This is a genomic window from Nocardioides sp., assembly GCF_035481145.1.
Classification (GTDB): Bacteria; Actinomycetota; Actinomycetes; order Propionibacteriales; family Nocardioidaceae; genus Nocardioides.
This window is the reverse complement of sequence record NZ_DATIHB010000190.1, coordinates 1-16,248: the sequence shown is the minus strand read 5'-3', so window position 1 is coordinate 16,248 and position 16,248 is coordinate 1. Positions and strand designations below refer to the sequence as shown.

Genomic DNA, 16,248 nt, shown 5'->3' with positions numbered 1-16,248 from the left:
CCACAAGCCCCACTTCGGCGCCGAGGTGGGGCTTGTGGTCACGCGAAGTGGGGCGCGTGGTTGCCCGGAGGACGGTGGCGAGGCGGTCGCGCAGGTCGGCGGGAGCGACGACGCCGTCGATGATGCCGACCTCCGCCAGGTGCTCGGCGGTCTGGACGCCGGGCGGGAACTCCTCGTCGTACAGCGCCGCATAGACGCGCGGGCCGAGAAAGCCGGCGAGCGCGCCGGGCTCGGCGTACGTGATCTGGCCGAGGGAGCCCCAGGTCGCCATCACGCCACCGGTGGTCGGGTTGCGGAGGTAGGCGACGTAGGGCAGGCCCGCCGCGCGGTGGGCGGCGACCGCCGCACCGATCCGCACCATCTGGACGAACGCCGGCGTGCCCTCCTGCATGCGGGTGCCGCCGGAGCACGTCAGGCCGATGACCGGCAGTCCTTCGGCGGTGGCGCGCTCGAAGCCCGCGACCAGCCGGTCCGCCGCAGCGCGGCCCACCGAGCCGGCGAGGAAGGCGAACTCGCCCGCCACCACGGCCACGGGCTGACCGTCGAGCGTGCCGCGGCCGGTGACGATCGCGTCGTCCACGCCCGCCTTCGCTGTTGCCCGCTCGAGCTCCGCGACGTACGCCGGGTCGAGCCCGCCGCGCCCGGGCGCGGCGTCCCAGCTGGTCCAGGAACCGGCGTCGAGCAGGCGCTCGATCAGGTCGGAGGCGGTGTGGCGGTCGGTCACGCGGACACCCTAGGGCGTGTCTGACAAACCCCGCGCCTGCTGCGCGCCGCCCGGTACGCGCCCTGGCTGCGTTGTCGTCAGTCGCCGTGGCTCCGCCACGGCTCCCTCCTCCGCCTTGCCAGCCCACGCACCGGACGTCGCTCGCGACGGCGGCGGTTTGTCAGACACGCCCTAGGTCTGTTGTCAGACACGCCCTAGGTCTGAATGGGGCCCTACAGGCCTGTGAAGGGCGTGCCGTCTGCCACAGCGGTCGCCCATACTGTGCACGGCACGCACGATCTTGGGGGTGACACGTGAGCCGACTTCCCGGTCCGGGTGAGACGTTCGGGCGCTACCTGCTGGAGCGCGAGCTCGGCCAGGGCGGCATGGGCGTGGTCTACGCAGCGCTCGACACCGTGCTCGGTCGGCGGGTCGCGCTGAAGATCGTCGCGCCGCACCTGGCGCGTGACGCGGAGTTCCGGACGCGGTTCGCCCGTGAGGCGGCGACGCAGGCCCGCCTCGACTCCGCCCACGTGGTCAGCATCTACGACCACGGCGAGCACGACGGCGTCCTCTACATCAGCACCCAGCTCATCGATGGCGTCGACCTCGCCACGCTCGTCGCCGAGCGAGGCGCTCTCGAGCCGGCGACGGCGGTCGCGGTCACCGAGCAGCTGCTCGCCGGCCTCGCCGACGCGCACCGGGCCGATGTGGTCCATCGCGACGTCAAGCCCGCCAACGTGCTCGTGACGGAGGACGGCGCGGCGTACCTCTGCGACTTCGGCATCGCGACCACCGCCGGTCAGGGCCTGACCCGCACCGGCCAGGTGATCGGCTCGTTGCCGTGGATGGCGCCCGAGCGGCACTACGGCAAGGACGCCGGGCCGGCCGGTGACGTCTACTCCGCCGGGTGCCTGTTCTGGTACGCACTCACGGGTGCGGCGCCGTACGTCGGCAGTGACGGCGAGGTGATGCGCGGCCACCTCGACGGTCTGCCGCCGCAGCTCGTCGGCACGACGCCGTTCGCCAAGAAGGCCAACGCGGTGCTCCTGAAGGCGCTCGCCAAGGAGCCGGAGGAGCGCTACGCCTCGGCAGCCGCCATGGCGGCCGACCTGCGCGCTCTGGTCTCCGGTGCGCCGGGGGCGGTCCAGGCGGCCGAGGCGGCGCCCACCACCCTCCGCTCCGCAGCGACGCGCCCCGCGACGGCTGCAGCGGCAACCGGAGCAGCGACGACCGGGGCTGCCGCAACCGCCGGTGCGCGCCGTCGGTGGGCCCTGCCCGCGCTCGTCGCAGCGAGCCTGCTGGCAGCCGTGGCGGGCGGCCTCGGCGTGCGTGCACTGACGTCGGACGACACCGCACTCGTCGCCGGCGCGACCACGGTCGAGATCGCTGGCCGCACGGTGACCATGCAAGCCACCCACACGCTGAGCCCGATCGATCCGTCGGTCCGTGAGGGCACGGGCGCCAACGGCGTCACGGGCGGCGACGTCGGCGGCGACGTCGGGCTCGGCCTCGGTGGCTCGAGGAGCACCGTCACCGGGACCGGCGTGGACGCCGGAACGAGAACCGGCACGTCGGGGTCGTCCTCCGGTGGCGCCACGACGACCCGCACGCAGGCCGCTGCGCCGGCTGATCGGTTCCGTTGTTGGGACGGCACGACCGAGTACGCCCTCGCCGACTGCGGTTGGCCCAGCGGGAGCACCGGCGTGCACTGGATGGTCGGCGGCCTCACCAGTTGCTGGGCTCCCGAGGCGGCGGATACGCGGATCGCCGACCGCGGTCTCGGGTGCTACGCCAACGGGCACCCTGTCTACGTCCAGCGAGCCACCAGCGTGGCTGCGGCACGTTCCTTCCTCCAGGACCGGATGACGACGGAGTCCGACCGGCCCTGGTACACCGGCGGCTCGTACGCCGGCCAGCAGATCGGCGGCATGGGGGCGGGCAAGTACCGCTGGGGCCGCTACTGGGCAGGAAGCGACGGCGCGGCCTGGTACATCTACGTCTCGGCCGACACGGCCGCGAAGCGACAGGCTGCGGTCGACGCCGTCGCGACGCGGTGCAGGAACGTCAACCAGGTCCAGGGCGTGCCGCTGTGAGCAGGTTGCCGTGACCCGCTGCTGAGCAACGCACGACGCCCCGGCTGCCAGCAGGCAACCGGGGCGTCGTCGTCTCACCTGGCCCGACCAACGGAGTGGTCAGCCGGCGGGATGGATCAGAACGCAGCCTCGTCGAGCTCCATGACGTCGAGCGTGGTCGCCTTGGCGATCTCGAGCTCGGCGGCGATCTTCGGGAGGACCTGCGCAGCGAAGAACTTCGCGGCCGCGACCTTGCCCTCGTAGAACGGCTTGTCCTTCTCCGAGGCACCGGCGGCCAGGGCCTCCAGCGCGACCTCGGCCTGGCGGACGAGCAGCCAGGCGCAGACGACGTCGCCGAGGGCCATCAGGACGCGGGTGGTGTTCAGGCCGACCTTGTAGATCGACTTGATCTCGTTCATCGCGTTCATCAGGTCGTTGACGGCGAGCTGGACGAGCTCGCCGGCCTGGGCCAGACCGGTCGCGAGCAGGGCCCGCTCGATCTTGAGCTCCTCGGAGCCGTTGTCGATCGTGTTCTGGATCTCGGCCTGGACGTGGCCGAGCGCGACGCCCTGGTCCTTGACGATCTTGCGGAAGAAGAAGTCCATGCCCTGGATCGCCGTGGTGCCCTCGTAGAGGGTGTCGATCTTGGCGTCACGGATGTACTGCTCGATGGGGTACTCCTGCAGGAAGCCGGAGCCACCGAGGGTCTGGAGCGACTCGGTGCCGAGCAGCGTCCAGGCCTTCTCCGAGCCGTAGCCCTTCACGATCGGGAGGAGCAGGTCGTTGACCTTGGCGGCCAGCTCGGCGTTCTCGCCACCGATGAGGACCTGGTCCTTCCAGTACGCCGTGTAGACGTACAGCGCGCGCATCGCCTCGGCGTACGCCTTCTGCGTGAGCAGCGAACGGCGGACGTCGGGGTGGTTCGTGATGGTGACCTTGGGGGCGTTCTTGTCCGCGGCCTGCGCGAGGTCGGGACCCTGGACGCGCTCCTTGGCGTACTCGAGGGCGTTGAGGTAGCCGGTCGACAGCGTGCCGATCGCCTTCGTGCCGACCATCATGCGGGCGTTCTCGATGACGTCGAACATCTGGCGGATGCCGTCGTGCACCTCGCCGAGGAGGTAGCCGACAGCCGGCTCGCCGCCGCCGACCTGCGGGTCACCGAAGGTGATCTCACAGGTGTTGGACGACTTGATGCCCATCTTGTGCTCGACGTTGGTGACGTAGGCGCCGTTGCGCTCGCCGGTCAGCTCGCCGGTCTCGAGGTCGAAGTGGTACTTCGGGACGAGGAAGAGCGAGAGGCCCTTGGTGCCGGGGCCACCGATGCCGTCGATGCCCTTCGGGCGGGCGAGGACGAAGTGGACGATGTTCTCCTGCAGGTCCGACTCGGCGCTGGTGATGAAGCGCTTCACGCCAGAGATGTTCCAGGTGCCGTCCTCATTGGCGGTGGCGACGGACTTGCCGGCACCGACGTCCGAGCCCGCGTCGGGCTCGGTGAGGACCATGGTGGCGCCCCACTGGCGCTCGACCATGAGCTTGGCGATCTTGACGTCGCGCTCCACGCCGTTGGCGTTGTGGAAGGCGACGGAGGCGAAGAACGGGCCGATCGCGAAGAAGTTCATCGCGGCGTTGGCGGCGACGACCATCTCGCTGGCGGTCCAGACGACCGCCGCCGGGGCGGGCTGGCAGCCGATCTCGGACGGCAGGCCGAGGCTCCAGAAGCCCGCCTCCATGTAGGAGTCGTAGGACTTCTTCAGCGACGCCGGTACCGGAGCGGTGTGGGTCTGCGGGTCGAAGACCGGCGGGTTGCGGTCGGCGTCGACGTAGGAGGCGGCGATCTCGTTGGAGGCGAGGCGCTCGACCTCCTTGAGGACCTCGCGGGCGGTCTCCTCGTCGAAGCCCTCGAAGACCTCGGCGTCCATGTAGTCCTGGACCTTGAAGACCTCGAAGAGGTTGAACTCGAGGTCGCGGAGGTTGCTCTTGTAGTGGCTCACGGATGCACCTTCATGGTGAGGGAGTCGGGAAGATCGGCGGCATTACTCGCCAGTAACAAAATGATGCAACGCCGAGTTACAGCACGCAAGGCAAACCGCTACATGATCTGCGCCACGCCGTACGACGCGGAGCCCGCGGCTGTCTGGGATGATCGCCCCATGCGAGTCTCCGCCAAGTCCGACTACGCCCTGCGGGCGCTCATCGAGATCGCGTCGCGTGACGACGCGCGGCCCGTGAGCGCCGAGGAGCTGGGCCGCCTCCAGGAGATCCCGCACGGCTTCCTCCAGGCGATCCTTGCTGACATGCGCCGCGCCGACATCGTGGTGTCGCAGCGCGGCCAGTCGGGTGGCTGGCGGCTCGCTCGCGCGGCCGACTCGGTCACGATCGCCGACGTGATCCGCGCCGTCGACGGCCCGCTGGTCTCGGTCTACGGCCTGCGGCCCGAGGCGGTCACCTACAACGAGAAGGCCGACGTCCTCCAGCACGTGTGGATCGCGGCGCGCTCCTCGCTGCGTGACGTCTTCGAGAAGGTCACGATCGCGTCGCTGGCCGAGCGCGACCTTCCGTCCGAGGTCACCTCGCGGACTGCCGACGAGGACGCCTGGCAGCCCCACTGACCGTCGGCCGGCCTGGCGGCTGCTGGTTCGCGGCCGGTGAGCCATTGGTCAGGCGGAGCGGAGCTCCTCGAGCTGCTCCTTGAGAGCGGCGCGCTTCTTCTTCAGCTTGCCGATCCGCTTCTCGAGGTCGGCCTCGTGCGCCACGCGGGCGTGCTCGACCACGCGCTCCAGCACGGCGTCGAGCCCGTCGCCGGCCTCGAACGTCACCACGTGCAGCCGCGTCGGCTTCACCTGGGCGGCCCACGCGTCGATCAGGTCGTCGAGCCCGGGCTGCCCGCGCTCCGCCGTGATCACGACGTGCGTGCGGAAGCCACTCATCGCATCGAGCAGCAGCGAGCGCTGCGTCGCGTCCGCCCCGGCGTACGACGGGTGGCCGAGGAGGACGGCCGCCTTGCGCTTCTCCGCGCGGCGGACGACGCGGGCGAGGCTCCCCTCGACGCTCGCGCGTGCGAGCCCCTCGGCCTTGTGGGTACGGAGGACCTCGATCGCCGAGCGATCGAGGTCGCCCTGGGTGACGTCGGGCGTGATCAGGCCCGCGGTCGTCAGCAGGCCCTGCTGCTCGGTCAGCGTCTGCTGGAGTCCGTCGGCCGACGGGATCGCGGGACCGATGAGGAGGAAGGCATTCTTCTTGGCCATGCCCGCAGCGTCCCAGCGCCGGGCGGCGTCCGGGTGAACAGGGCGGAAACGGACATGCCGACCGCGTGTGATCTGCGGGACGTCATAGGACCTGGTCGCTAGAGCAGCCAACTCCTATGACGTCGTGGGCGGCTATGACGTCGTGGGCGGCGCGACGGCTCAGAGCGCAGCGAGCCAGTCCACGAGCGGACGGAGGCGGCGCCAGTCGTCGCGGACGACATCGACGAGCTGCGCGGTGTGGATGACCGGCTCGAAGCCGAGCTGGCGGCCGGCGAAGAGCTGCTTGTGGCGGAGCAGGTCGATGCGCACGTGCTCCTTGTCGTAGCCGCGCGGAGCGGTCTTCAGCGTCTCGCCCCCGATCTCGAATCCCGCCTGCTCGAGCCCCTTCACGATCGAGGCGAGCTGCGTGCCGCGCTTCACCTCGGCCACGGCCTCCCGGAACGCCGCCATCCGCTCGCCGCTCGCCTCGTAGAAGCCGGCACCGGTGCGTACGCCGCGGGCCGAGAGCTCGAGGTACCACCCGGTTGCCGGCACCACGCCGACGAAGGCGCCCTGATGGGTCTTGTACGGCGTCTTGTCCTTCGCGAACCGGACGTCGCGGTAGGGGCGGAAGATCTTCGCCGACCCGAACTCCTGCTCGAGGGCCGACGTCAGCGCCTTCATCGGTGCCTCGACGGACTCCTTGTAGACCGCCTTGTGTGCCTCCCAGAAGGACTTCGTGTTGTCGACCTCGAGGTCGTCGTAGAAGTCGAGCGCAGCGACCGGGAACCCTTCGAACGTCATGGCGACGAGCCTAGGTGCACGGCGCTGGTGTGACCGGAGAGGCGCTCAGGGACGGCTTCCTAGACTGCGTGTCGTGCGCCATGCCCTCCTCGCGATCCCCGTGGTCAGCCTCGCGGCGGCACTCGGCCTGTGGAGCCACCACCCCACCGGTGTCGTGCTGCTCCTGCTCCTGCCGCTCCTCGCGGGCTCGGTCGTGGCGGCGGTGCACCACGCCGAGGTGGTCGCGCACCGGCTCGGGGAGCCGTTCGGCTCACTGCTGCTCGCGGTGGCCGTCACGGTCATCGAGGTGGGGTTGATCGTCATGCTCATGGTCTCGGGCAAGGGCGACGTCTCCGCGCTCGCGCGCGACACCGTCTTCTCGGCGGTGATGATCTGCCTCAACGGCATCGTGGGGCTCGTGCTGCTGGTGGGCGCGCTGCGCCACGGCCTCGCCCACTTCAATCCCGAGGGCACGGGCGCTGCACTGGCGACCGTCATCACCCTGGCCAGCATCACGCTCGTGCTGCCGCGGTTCACCGAGAGCGCGCCCGGCCCCGAGTTCACCCCGTCGCAGCTGGCCTTCGCCGCGGTCGCCTCGCTCGCGCTCTACGCACTCTTCGTCTTCACCCAGACGGTCCGGCACCGCGACTTCTTCCTGCCCGTGAAGCCCGACGGCAGCACGGTGGAGGCAGACGCGCACGCGTCGCCGCCGACCGGCCGCGAGGCCCTGACCAGCCTGGTCCTGCTGCTGGTCTCGCTCATCGCGGTGGTCGGGCTGGCCAAGCTCGAGTCGCCGGGCGTCGAGGACGTCGTCGGCCGCGCCGGCCTGCCCGCGTCCTTCGTCGGCGTCGTCATCGCCCTGCTCGTCCTCGCGCCGGAGACGATCGCCGCGACCAGGGCGGCCGCCCTCGACCGCGTCCAGACCGGACTCAACCTCGCCTACGGCAGCGCGATGGCCTCGATCGGGCTGACCATCCCCGCGATCGCCGTGGCCAGCATCTGGCTCGATGGGCCCCTCGTGCTCGGCCTCGACCCGATGCAGATCGTGCTCCTGGTGATGTCGGTCTTCGTCGCCACGCTCACCGTCGTGCCGGGGCGTGCCAAGACCCTGCAGGGCGGCGTGCACCTGGTGCTCTTCGCCGCCTTCCTCTTCCTCGCCGTGGCGCCCTGATCCTCAGGGGTGGCGTGCGCCCTGTCCGCTGAGGACGGCGCGGTAGCCCTCGGCGTACGTCGGGAAGCTGGGCGCCCACCCCGTCGAGCGGAGGCGCGCATTGCTGCAGGCGCGGTCGGCGCCGCGGGCGCTCGGCCGTTCGGCCTGGCGCGGCTCCGGCGCGTCCATCGCCTCGGCGAGCCAGCGGACCACCTCGCCGTACGGCGCGGGGGCGTCGTCGACGACGAGGTAGCTGCCGGCGGGGCGCGTTTGCATGGTCGCGAGGTGCACGATCGCGGAGGCCGCGTCGTCGCGGTGGATCCTCGCCGTACGCCGGTCGGGGGTGGGGATGGTCGCCGTGCCGGAGCGGACCAGGTCGAGCAGCCGGGTGCGGCCGGGGCAGTAGATGCCGCCGAGCCGGAGCACGCTGGCGCGGGTCGGTGTCGCGGCGAAGCCTTCGAGGAAGAGCTCCTCGGCCTCGAGCATCACGGCGCCGTTGAACGCCGTGGGCTCCGTGGGTGACTCCTCATCGACCTCGCCCGAGAGCGACCCGTAGACGGCGGTGGAGCTGACGAAGAGGGCGCGCCGCGGGGTGACGCCGTCGCGATCGAGAGCGTCGAGCACGCGCTGGGTGCCGTCGACGTACGCCGCGCGGTAGGCCGCCTCGTCGTGTCCGTCGGCCGCCAGCGCGACGACCAGGATCTCGGTGTCGGCGGGCACGCGCGGCGCGTCGCGGGTCAGGTCGGCAGCGACCCCTTCGATGGCACGTGGCAGCCTCCCCGGCGTGCGCCGCCAGCCGGTGACGTGGTGACCGGCCGCGACGAACCGGAGGCCGGCCTCGGTGCCGAGGTCGCCACAACCTGCGATCAGGACGGACATCCCTCACCGCCCGCCGTCGGTGCTCGGCGCCTGCGAGATCACGGCGTCGAGGGCGTCGAGGGCACCGCGGAGGTAGCGCTCGATCACGGAACGCTGCTCCGCGGTGAAGTCGGCGTCCAGGCGGGCCAGCCCGAGGAACATCGGCCCGAGGTGCTGCTGCACCTGGGCGGTCGCGGACTCGGAGATGTGCAGTTGCGTACGACGACGGTCGTCAGGGTCGGCGACGCGCTCGACGTGGCCACGGCCGCTGAGGCGGTCGACGATCCCCGTGGCGGCGGCACCGCTCACGTCGAGCTCCCGGGCGAGGGCAGCGGGCCCGATGGGACCGTGGCTGAGGCGCTCCAGCGTCGCGAGCTCGATCTCGCTCAGGTCAGCGCGCCGGGCGACGACGTGGCGGATGCGGACGGCCGCCTCGAGCAGGCTGCGGAGGGCCTCCAGGGTCGGGCTCTCGTGCCAGCCGGGGGTCGTGCGCTCCGCCATTTTGCTTCACCTACTTAACTATCAATAATCTTAATAACATGTTCTCGCTGAAGGAGTCTCCCATGAGCGCAGAGGGCGCAGGCCGCCTCGCCACCCGCCTCGTCGCACCCCGGACCGCCTGGCTGGTGGCCCTGCTTCCGCTGCTGCTGGCGTTCGTTGCGCTGGGCCTGCTCGGGGAGGGCGAGCGCACCCAGCGCGCGACTGACTCACTGCCGCGGGGGCTGGACTCCACGGCGGCGACCGAGCTGGCGGAGAAGATCGGCAGCGAGGGTGATGCCGTCGCGATCGCGCTGTTCACGGCCGACTCGGGCACCCTGGGCGATCAGCTCACCGGGATCCGCGCGGCTGCGGAAGCGGCAGGGGCTGTGCCTGCGTCCCTGACCGTGGCGGAGGACGGCAGCGCCGCGTTCGCCGTCGTAGCCGTCTCCGCGTCCTCGGCGACCGAGACCGCCGAGCGGGTCGCGGAGGTGCGGGAGAGCCTGACCGACGCTGCTCCGCCGGGTGTCTCCGCATCGGTCACCGGCCCGGCCGCCATCCAGGCCGATCTCGCCAAGGTCTTCGACGGCGCCAACACGCGGCTGCTGGCCGTGACCGCCCTTGTGGTGGCCCTTCTGCTGGTGATCACCTACCGCAGCCCGGTGCTGTGGATCTTCCCTCTCGTCGTCGTCGGCCTGGCGGACCGCCTCGCGGCCGTCGTCGCCACGCGGATGATGGCCGAGCTGGACGTGGCCTGGAACGAGTCCACGATCGGCATCCTGTCGGTGCTGGTCTTCGGTGCCGGCACCAACTACGCGCTCCTGCTGATCTCGCGCTACCGCGACGAGCTCTCACGCCACGACTCGCGCCATGCGGCGATGGCCGTGGCCCTGCACCGCACGGTGGAGCCCGTGCTCGCGAGTGCGACGACCGTGGTCCTCGGTCTGTTGACGCTGCTGCTGTCGCTGACGCCCAGCACGCGCGGTCTGGGCCTGGCCTGTGCCATCGGCATCGCGGTGGCAGCCTTCTTCGTGCTGGTCGTGCTCCCCGCGACGCTCGTGCTCGTCGGCCGCTGGGTCTTCTGGCCGCGGATTCCGCGGCGGGGTGCGACCCCGGCCGCGGAGGGCCGGTCGGCCTGGCACCGGGTCGGCTCCGTCGTACGGCGGCGGCCGGTGCTGCTCGTCGCCGGCACGCTCGTGGTGCTGGGGGTCCTGTCGGCCGGCCTCTTCCGGATCGAGACCGGTCTCGACCGGTCGGGCCAGTTCCTCGACGAGCCGGAGGCGATCACGGCCGCCGAGCGGCTCGCCGTGTCGTTCCCTGCGGGCACCTCGAGTCCGACCGAGGTCGTGACCAGGGACGACGTGGACGAGGTGGTGGACGCCGTCGCCGCGACCGAGGGTGTCGCCTCGGCCCGCGTTGCCGCGGGATCCGGGGGCGTGGCCCGCATCGACGTCGTCCTCGAGGGCACACCCGGCAGTGCCGAGGCCCGTGGTGCCGTCGAGGAGCTCCGTGCCGAGCTGTCCGGGTTCGACGGCACACACGTGGGTGGCGAGGAGGCCCTCGCCATCGACGAGCGCACCGGCGCCGATCGCGACCGGCGTACCGTCCTCCCCCTGATCCTCGGCGTCGTGCTGGTGGCGCTCGTCGTCCTGCTCCGCGCCATCGTGGCGCCGCTGGTGCTGGTCGCGACCGTGCTCGCGACGTACGCCGCCAGCATGGGTGCCTCGTGGTGGCTCTTCACCGGGCTGCTCGGCTTCGAGGCGCTGGACGTCCAGGTGCCCCTCTTCGCCTTCCTCTTCCTCGTGGCACTCGGCGTCGACTACAACATCTTCCTCGTGACGCGTGCCCGCGAGGAGGCAAGGGAGCACGGGACGCGGGAGGGCATGCTGCGGGCGTTGACCGCGACCGGTGGGGTCATCACCAGCGCAGGAGTCCTGCTCGCGGCCGTCTTCGCCGTACTCGGTGTGCTGCCGCTGGTGGTCCTCGCGCAGCTGGGCGTGGTGGTCTGCCTCGGCGTTCTTCTCGACACCCTGTTGGTGCGCACCATCCTGGTCCCGGCGATCTCCCTGGTCCTGGGCGACCGCTTCTGGTGGCCGTCGCGCCGCGCGGTTGCGTGAGGTCACAGGTCGCGCGTCCTCATGCGACGACCGGGTCGGCCGGTGCTGGAGGCGTCAGGCGGGCCGGACGGCAAGCCGCTCGGCGAGCAGGGCTGCGCCGGGTCCGACATGGTGCCCCAGCTTGACGCACCACGGCGGTGCGAACTCCTGGGCAGAGCCGCCGACTGCCACGAGCAGGTCGGGCCGCGCCGCGCGCAGGGCGTCTGCGGTCTCCCGCACGGCGCTGCTGTCGGCTTCGGTGGGCGCAGCCAGGACGGCGCACGCCACGTCGCCGACCGCTCCGGTCGTCGCGGCAGTGATCCACTCCGAGGTCGGGACATCGGCGCCCAGGTAGATCGTGGAGAGTCCGGCGCGCCGTGCGGCCGTGGCGAAGGCGAGCAGGCCGAGCTCGTGCCGGGCGCCCGGAGGCAGGCCGATCAGGAGCCGTGGGGCCATCAGGTTGTCCCCGGCGGCGTCGTAGGCGGCTGAGAGACGGCGGGTGATCGCGTGGGCGACCATGTGCTCGCCCGCCACCGTGATCTGCTGGTCCTTCCACGCCACGCCCAGCGCGTGGAGCGCAGGCAGGAGCCACCTGTCCGCGACGGCCTCGAACGACGCCGCACTGAACTGCTGGTCGAGCAGTGTGCCGAGCGCCGGAGCGTCCAGCGCGGCCGCGATCCGGATGAGCGCGGCCGTGTCGTCTCCGTCAGTTGCGCCCGTGTGAACCGGAGCCGGTCGACGGTCGTCCGACGACATCCGGCGGCGCATCTCCTCGGCGGCGGCCTGCGCCGGCCAGCCCTCGTCGATGAGCGCCCGCATCAGGCCGAGCGCCTGCAGGTCGCGTCCGTCGTACAGGCGGTAGCCGGACTCCGTCCGCTGCGTGGCACCGACTCCGTAGCGGCGCTCCCACGCGCGCAGGGTCGACTCGCTGATGCCGAGCTGCTCGGCCGCGCGCTTGATCGTGTACACGCGGGCTCCGCTCAGCCGGCAGCTGCGCGGAGCCGCGCAGTCGCTCGACGGGAACTTCTCATGCCTGCTCCAACCTTGGACAACTCCTCGACAGCCTCCCGCGAAGCATACGCGGTGCCGGCTCTGTCGCCGGGTCATACGACCGCGTGAGCACCGCTGATCCGCCGGGAAAGTCGAGCGAATTCGCTGCGACAAACCTTTGACAAAACCTATACACAGATCGTACGTTCCTTATACAAACCATCCATCTTCACCGGAGGAGTCGAGATGAACCTGAGCAGCCAGCGACCCGACAACGGGAGCGACGAGATCGTCGACTGGACCGACCTCGGCATGCGGATGTGGAACTTCCTGACCGGCCGTGAGGCGGCGATCAACTACGAGTTCCACGACATGGTCGTGGAGGTGCCGCGCGACACCGGCAGCAACGCTCCCCGGGCCACCTGGCGCGTCGACGGTCTGCTCCGGGTCACGACCGACGACAACGCAACGCAGCGGCCGGCCTGAGATGTCGACGCGCATCGCGGCGGACCTCCGCTTCAGCGTGGAGACGGCCGACGGCCGGACAGTCGACGGCCGTGTCCACGGTGACGGACACCGGCTTCGGCTCGAGATGGCGGACCCGGCAGCGTTCGCCGGCTTCGCAGACGCGCCCGCCGTGGCGGGCATCGCGGAGGCACTGGCGATGCGTGGTCTCGTGCTCGACGTGGTGGAGGGCCCTGGTCAGCCTCGACTGCTCTCGCTCGGTGCCGTCCACGCGCCGTGGTGGCAGCGCAGGATCACGGGGTCGCGGCGGATCCGCCTCGCCGGATGGCGGGCGCTGCGGGCACCTGGCCGCGCCCGGCTGCGCGAGCTGGCCGGCCGCGTCCAGGGCAAGGAGGCTGCCGGCGGTCTCCTGCCGCCTGCCACGCCGTTCCCGCTGGCGCCGACGTTCGCGCGTCGCGTCCGGGTTCGTCCGACGGGAACGAACGATCCCGCCCGCGGAGGGCAGCCGCGGCTGGTGTTGGTCCGCGATGGTTACCGGCCCGGCGAGCGCCAGCCCATCTACTGGCTGGGGGAGGAGTCCTGCCGCATCGGGAGCGGCCCCGACTGCGACATCCGCCTGCCCGGCCTGCGGGAGCTGCACGCCGAGGTCGTCCACGACGACAACGACGAGTTCGCCGTCGTGGCTCACGCCCCGGCCACCTATGTCCATGGCGCGCCGGCGATCCGGGCAGTCCTGCGGACCGGAGCGAGGCTCCAGGTCGGCGACTGGACGCTGGCCTTCGCCCGCGCCGAGTACGCCGACCACGGGCGCCCCTTCGCCGGCCGGATCGGCGGGGAGCTCGGGCACCAGCGTCCGCAACCGACCGGGACCCGGGCACAGTGGTCGCGATGAGCGGAGCGCCACGCTGCGGAGAGTGCCCGATGGCTGCGACGCGCGAGCTTCTCCTGCAGGCCGGCCGCGGGGACCGCGATGCGTTCGCCCGGCTGTACGACGCCACCTGCGGTCCGGCGTACCGGCTCGCGCTCTGCCTCGTCGGGGAGGCGAACGCCGACGAGGTGCTTGTGCAGGGCTACCGGGAGGCGTGGCGGGCCGCGCCCCGGTTCGACCCGGCGCAGGGCAGTGCTCTCGCGTGGCTGCTACGCCATGTGCAGCGCGTCGCCAAGGAGGAGTGGTCGGACCGCGTCGCCTGACCTGCGGTGGAGCGTGGAGCGGATGACGAGACTCGAACTCGCGACATCGACCTTGGGAAGGTCGCGCTCTACCAACTGAGCTACATCCGCATGCCCCGCTCCGGCACAGCCCGAGCGGGACGAGTGGATGCTACCGGACGGTGTCGCCGGTCACGGTGACGGGGAGCAGGGTCGGGCGCTTCGGCTCGATCCCGTCGCCGGAGGAGCGGCCGGTGACGCGCCGCTTGATCCACGGGGCGAGGTGCTCGCGGGCCCAGTGGGCGTCGACCGCGAGCTGCTGGCGCCGGGTCAGCTCGGGCACCTCGGGGAACGCCGGCGGCTGCGCGTCGTGCTCGACGCCGAGCGCGTCGAGCACCTGCACGGCCATGTAGGCGTGGCCGACCGGGCTCATGTGGAGGCGGTCGACGTCCATGATCTCGGCGACCTTCCAGCCGCGCATGCGCCACATGTCGACGAGGGTCGCGCCGTGCTTCTCGGCGATCTCGCGCGCCCACTCGTTGAAGACCGCGACCCGGCCGCGTGCGAACTTCAGCGCAGGGTTGAGCCCCGGGTCGGCGATCGTGAAGAGCGTGACGTGCGCGCCCGCAGCGGTCAGCCGGCCGATCCCTTCGTCGTACGCCGCGGCGAGGGCGTCGAGGTCGACCCGCGGTCGCAGCACGTCGTTGCCGCCGCCGTGGATCGTGACCAGGTCGGGCTGCAGCGCGATCGCGGGCTCGAGCTGCTCCTCGAGGATCGCCGGCAGCTTGCGGCCGCGGATCGCGAGGTTGGCGTAGCCGAAGTCGTCGGTCTTCGTCGCGAGCACCTCGGCCACCCGGTCGGCCCAGCCCCGGACACCGTTGGGCCGCGTCGGGTCGGCGTCGCCGACGCCCTCGGTGAACGAATCTCCCAATGCGACGTACCGGTGGAAGGTCATGGCCCCATGATGACGGAATGGAACGACGCAGCCGCGGCCGGACCCCGGTGCTCGTCGCGGCGTCGATGGCGGTGCTCGCGGTCCTCGCTGCGGGGACCGTCCTCGGTGCGCCGTCGGACGACCGCACCCCGGGCCCGCACGGCTCGGCCCCTGCCGCTCCGTCGCCCTCCGGCAGGCTTCCCGGGCCGCAGTCGCAGGACGCGCTCTTCGGCTGCCCCGAGCGGCACCCGGTCTTCACCCGGCACGTCCCGCCGATCATGCACATCCAGGAGGAGCGGGAGAAGGCCCAGCGACTGGCAGCGATGTCGGGCGCGGGCTGGTCGGTTGCGTTCGCCGAGCCGACGCGGCTCGGGGTCTTCGCCTTCGTGGACGGCGACTTCGACGCGGCCGAGCCGCTACTCCTGGCCGCCGGCGCCTCTCACGTCTGGGAACGCGACCAGGGGCCGGAGTTCGGCAACGGTGACGACCGCGAAGCCCTCGTGTCGCAGGGCCTGCAGTGGGCGCTCGAGCGGCCGATGACCGAGGTGCGCCGGGCCTTGGCCGGCCTGCCGGACGACGGTGAGTTCGCCTACTGGAACGAGGCGGGCGCGATCTTCGTGCAGTGGAAGCGGCCGCTCCCGACCCAGGTCGCCGCGCTTGCCGAGAGCCGTCTGGCGGGGGCTCTCGTGGTGGTCGAGGAGACGGCCTACTCCCCGCGCGAGATCACCGCGGCGAGCAACCGGATCTTCGCCGCTGCCGAGCGTGGCGAGATCCCCGCATCGCTCACCTCGGGTGGCAGCTGTGGAGACCTCTCCGGAGTGCTGATCGGCGTCGAGCCGGAGTCGCTCGGTGCGCGAGGGCCGGAGCTCCAGGAACGGCTCGTGAGGATCGCCCGCGCGCCCGTGCACGTGGTGCCGCAGGAGCCCGCCCGGGCGCTCTGAGCCGGCGCGCCACATGCCCGTTCAGCGGGCACCCGGCCGCGCGCCGCGGCGTACGACTAATCTGCTGGCCATGCTGCTCTCCGACCGGGACATCCTCGCCGAGATCGACGACAAGCGGATCGTCATCGAGCCCTACGACCCCGCGATGGTGCAGCCGTCGAGCATCGACTTCCGGCTGGACAAGTTCTTCCGGGTCTTCGACAACCACAAGTACCCCACGATCGACCCCGCGGCCGACCAGTCCGACCTGACCCGCATGGTCGAGGTGGAGGGCGAGGAGCCGTTCATCCTGCACCCGGGTGAGTTCGTGCTCGGCTCGACCTTCGAGGTCGTCACGCTCCCCGACGACCTTGCCGCGCGCGTCGAGGGCAAGTCGTCGCTCGGTCGCCTCGGCCTGCTGACC

At 71.6% G+C, this 16,248-nt stretch carries 17 protein-coding genes and 1 tRNA gene; 9 read left to right on the top strand and 9 right to left on the bottom strand.

From position 1 onward, the window contains the following. On the bottom strand, positions 1-724 hold a 724-nt coding region (locus VLF38_RS15415; RefSeq protein WP_325272122.1), incomplete at its 3' end, for an acetyl-CoA carboxylase carboxyltransferase subunit beta. Positions 725-1,017: 293 nt separating this feature from the next. Here VLF38_RS15415 and VLF38_RS15410 point away from each other — a divergent pair. After that, positions 1,018-2,799 carry a serine/threonine-protein kinase gene (locus VLF38_RS15410; RefSeq protein ID WP_325272121.1) on the top strand — a complete coding sequence of 594 codons (1,782 nt, stop codon included), beginning with the start codon at positions 1,018-1,020 and terminating at the stop codon, positions 2,797-2,799. Positions 2,800-2,915: 116 nt separating this feature from the next. On the opposite strand, the gene VLF38_RS15405 is transcribed toward VLF38_RS15410, so the two are convergent. Continuing rightward, the gene (locus tag VLF38_RS15405; RefSeq protein WP_325272120.1) at positions 2,916-4,769 is read right to left on the bottom strand and encodes an acyl-CoA dehydrogenase; all 1,854 of its coding nucleotides are present in this window, start codon (positions 4,767-4,769) and stop codon (positions 2,916-2,918) included. 159 nt (positions 4,770-4,928) lie between these two features. Here VLF38_RS15405 and VLF38_RS15400 point away from each other — a divergent pair, with 159 nt between their 5' ends. Continuing rightward, positions 4,929-5,387 carry an Rrf2 family transcriptional regulator gene (locus VLF38_RS15400; protein ID WP_325272119.1) on the top strand — a complete coding sequence of 153 codons (459 nt, stop codon included), beginning with the start codon at positions 4,929-4,931 and terminating at the stop codon, positions 5,385-5,387. A gap of 48 nt (positions 5,388-5,435) precedes the next feature. Here the strand turns inward: VLF38_RS15400 and VLF38_RS15395 are convergent, their stop codons facing one another. Next, positions 5,436-6,023: a hypothetical protein gene (locus VLF38_RS15395; protein ID WP_325272118.1), complete on the bottom strand. Its 588-nt coding sequence runs from the start codon at positions 6,021-6,023 to the stop codon at positions 5,436-5,438. 159 nt (positions 6,024-6,182) lie between these two features. Continuing rightward, a complete protein-coding gene (locus VLF38_RS15390; protein ID WP_325272117.1) occupies positions 6,183-6,806 on the bottom strand; it encodes a DUF2461 domain-containing protein in 624 nt (207 codons plus the stop codon). 73 nt (positions 6,807-6,879) lie between these two features. Here VLF38_RS15390 and VLF38_RS15385 point away from each other — a divergent pair, with 73 nt between their 5' ends. After that, on the top strand, positions 6,880-7,956 hold the full coding sequence (locus VLF38_RS15385) for an ionic transporter y4hA (protein WP_325272116.1): 1,077 nt from the start codon (positions 6,880-6,882) through the stop codon (positions 7,954-7,956). Between the two features lie 3 nt (positions 7,957-7,959). On the opposite strand, the gene VLF38_RS15380 is transcribed toward VLF38_RS15385, so the two are convergent. After that, the gene (locus VLF38_RS15380; RefSeq protein WP_325272115.1) at positions 7,960-8,814 is read right to left on the bottom strand and encodes an NAD-dependent epimerase/dehydratase family protein; all 855 of its coding nucleotides are present in this window, start codon (positions 8,812-8,814) and stop codon (positions 7,960-7,962) included. 3 nt (positions 8,815-8,817) lie between these two features. After that, positions 8,818-9,294, bottom strand: coding sequence for a MarR family winged helix-turn-helix transcriptional regulator (locus VLF38_RS15375; protein WP_325272114.1), 477 nt, complete (start codon positions 9,292-9,294; stop codon positions 8,818-8,820). 62 nt (positions 9,295-9,356) lie between these two features. Here VLF38_RS15375 and VLF38_RS15370 point away from each other — a divergent pair, with 62 nt between their 5' ends. Next, on the top strand, positions 9,357-11,387 hold the full coding sequence (locus VLF38_RS15370) for an MMPL family transporter (RefSeq protein WP_325272113.1): 2,031 nt from the start codon (positions 9,357-9,359) through the stop codon (positions 11,385-11,387). Between the two features lie 54 nt (positions 11,388-11,441). On the opposite strand, the gene VLF38_RS15365 is transcribed toward VLF38_RS15370, so the two are convergent. Beyond that, positions 11,442-12,335 carry a MerR family transcriptional regulator gene (locus VLF38_RS15365; protein WP_325272112.1) on the bottom strand — a complete coding sequence of 298 codons (894 nt, stop codon included), beginning with the start codon at positions 12,333-12,335 and terminating at the stop codon, positions 11,442-11,444. Between the two features lie 267 nt (positions 12,336-12,602). On the opposite strand from VLF38_RS15365, the gene VLF38_RS15360 reads away from it, so the two are divergent. Genes VLF38_RS15360 through VLF38_RS15350 form a run of 3 tightly spaced genes read left to right on the top strand, consistent with a single transcriptional unit; the run spans position 12,603 to position 14,012 of the window. Beyond that, the gene (locus tag VLF38_RS15360) at positions 12,603-12,842 is read left to right on the top strand and encodes a hypothetical protein (RefSeq protein ID WP_188784122.1); all 240 of its coding nucleotides are present in this window, start codon (positions 12,603-12,605) and stop codon (positions 12,840-12,842) included. Between the two features lies 1 nt (position 12,843). Continuing rightward, on the top strand, positions 12,844-13,713 hold the full coding sequence (locus VLF38_RS15355; protein ID WP_325272111.1) for an FHA domain-containing protein: 870 nt from the start codon (positions 12,844-12,846) through the stop codon (positions 13,711-13,713). Between the two features lie 29 nt (positions 13,714-13,742). Then, positions 13,743-14,012, top strand: coding sequence for a sigma factor (locus VLF38_RS15350; protein WP_325272110.1), 270 nt, complete (start codon positions 13,743-13,745; stop codon positions 14,010-14,012). Positions 14,013-14,026: 14 nt separating this feature from the next. On the opposite strand, the gene VLF38_RS15345 is transcribed toward VLF38_RS15350, so the two are convergent. Beyond that, positions 14,027-14,102 (bottom strand) — tRNA-Gly (locus VLF38_RS15345). Between the two features lie 40 nt (positions 14,103-14,142). After that, positions 14,143-14,925, bottom strand: a complete 783-nt coding sequence (locus tag VLF38_RS15340) for an SGNH/GDSL hydrolase family protein (protein WP_325272109.1) — start codon at positions 14,923-14,925, stop codon at positions 14,143-14,145. A 17-nt stretch (positions 14,926-14,942) separates the two neighbouring features. Here VLF38_RS15340 and VLF38_RS15335 point away from each other — a divergent pair, with 17 nt between their 5' ends. Further along, on the top strand, positions 14,943-15,845 hold the full coding sequence (locus VLF38_RS15335; RefSeq protein WP_325272108.1) for a hypothetical protein: 903 nt from the start codon (positions 14,943-14,945) through the stop codon (positions 15,843-15,845). Between the two features lie 70 nt (positions 15,846-15,915). After that, on the top strand, positions 15,916-16,248 hold a 333-nt coding region (gene dcd, locus VLF38_RS15330; protein ID WP_325272107.1), incomplete at its 3' end, for a dCTP deaminase.

What these genes read in the sequence shown, in the direction of transcription:
- VLF38_RS15390 (WP_325272117.1), bottom strand. Translation starts at nt 6,806, where the DNA reads ATGACGTTCGAAGGGTTCCCGGTCGCTGCGCTCGACTTCTACGACGAC.
- VLF38_RS15335 (WP_325272108.1), top strand. Translation starts at nt 14,943, where the DNA reads ATGGAACGACGCAGCCGCGGCCGGACCCCGGTGCTCGTCGCGGCGTCG.
- VLF38_RS15350 (WP_325272110.1), top strand. Translation starts at nt 13,743, where the DNA reads ATGGCTGCGACGCGCGAGCTTCTCCTGCAGGCCGGCCGCGGGGACCGC.
- VLF38_RS15360 (WP_188784122.1), top strand. Translation starts at nt 12,603, where the DNA reads ATGAACCTGAGCAGCCAGCGACCCGACAACGGGAGCGACGAGATCGTC.
- VLF38_RS15370 (WP_325272113.1), top strand. Translation starts at nt 9,357, where the DNA reads ATGAGCGCAGAGGGCGCAGGCCGCCTCGCCACCCGCCTCGTCGCACCC.
- VLF38_RS15400 (WP_325272119.1), top strand. Translation starts at nt 4,929, where the DNA reads ATGCGAGTCTCCGCCAAGTCCGACTACGCCCTGCGGGCGCTCATCGAG.
- VLF38_RS15395 (WP_325272118.1), bottom strand. Translation starts at nt 6,023, where the DNA reads ATGGCCAAGAAGAATGCCTTCCTCCTCATCGGTCCCGCGATCCCGTCG.
- VLF38_RS15355 (WP_325272111.1), top strand. Translation starts at nt 12,844, where the DNA reads ATGTCGACGCGCATCGCGGCGGACCTCCGCTTCAGCGTGGAGACGGCC.
- VLF38_RS15380 (WP_325272115.1), bottom strand. Translation starts at nt 8,814, where the DNA reads ATGTCCGTCCTGATCGCAGGTTGTGGCGACCTCGGCACCGAGGCCGGC.
- VLF38_RS15375 (WP_325272114.1), bottom strand. Translation starts at nt 9,294, where the DNA reads ATGGCGGAGCGCACGACCCCCGGCTGGCACGAGAGCCCGACCCTGGAG.
- VLF38_RS15340 (WP_325272109.1), bottom strand. Translation starts at nt 14,925, where the DNA reads ATGACCTTCCACCGGTACGTCGCATTGGGAGATTCGTTCACCGAGGGC.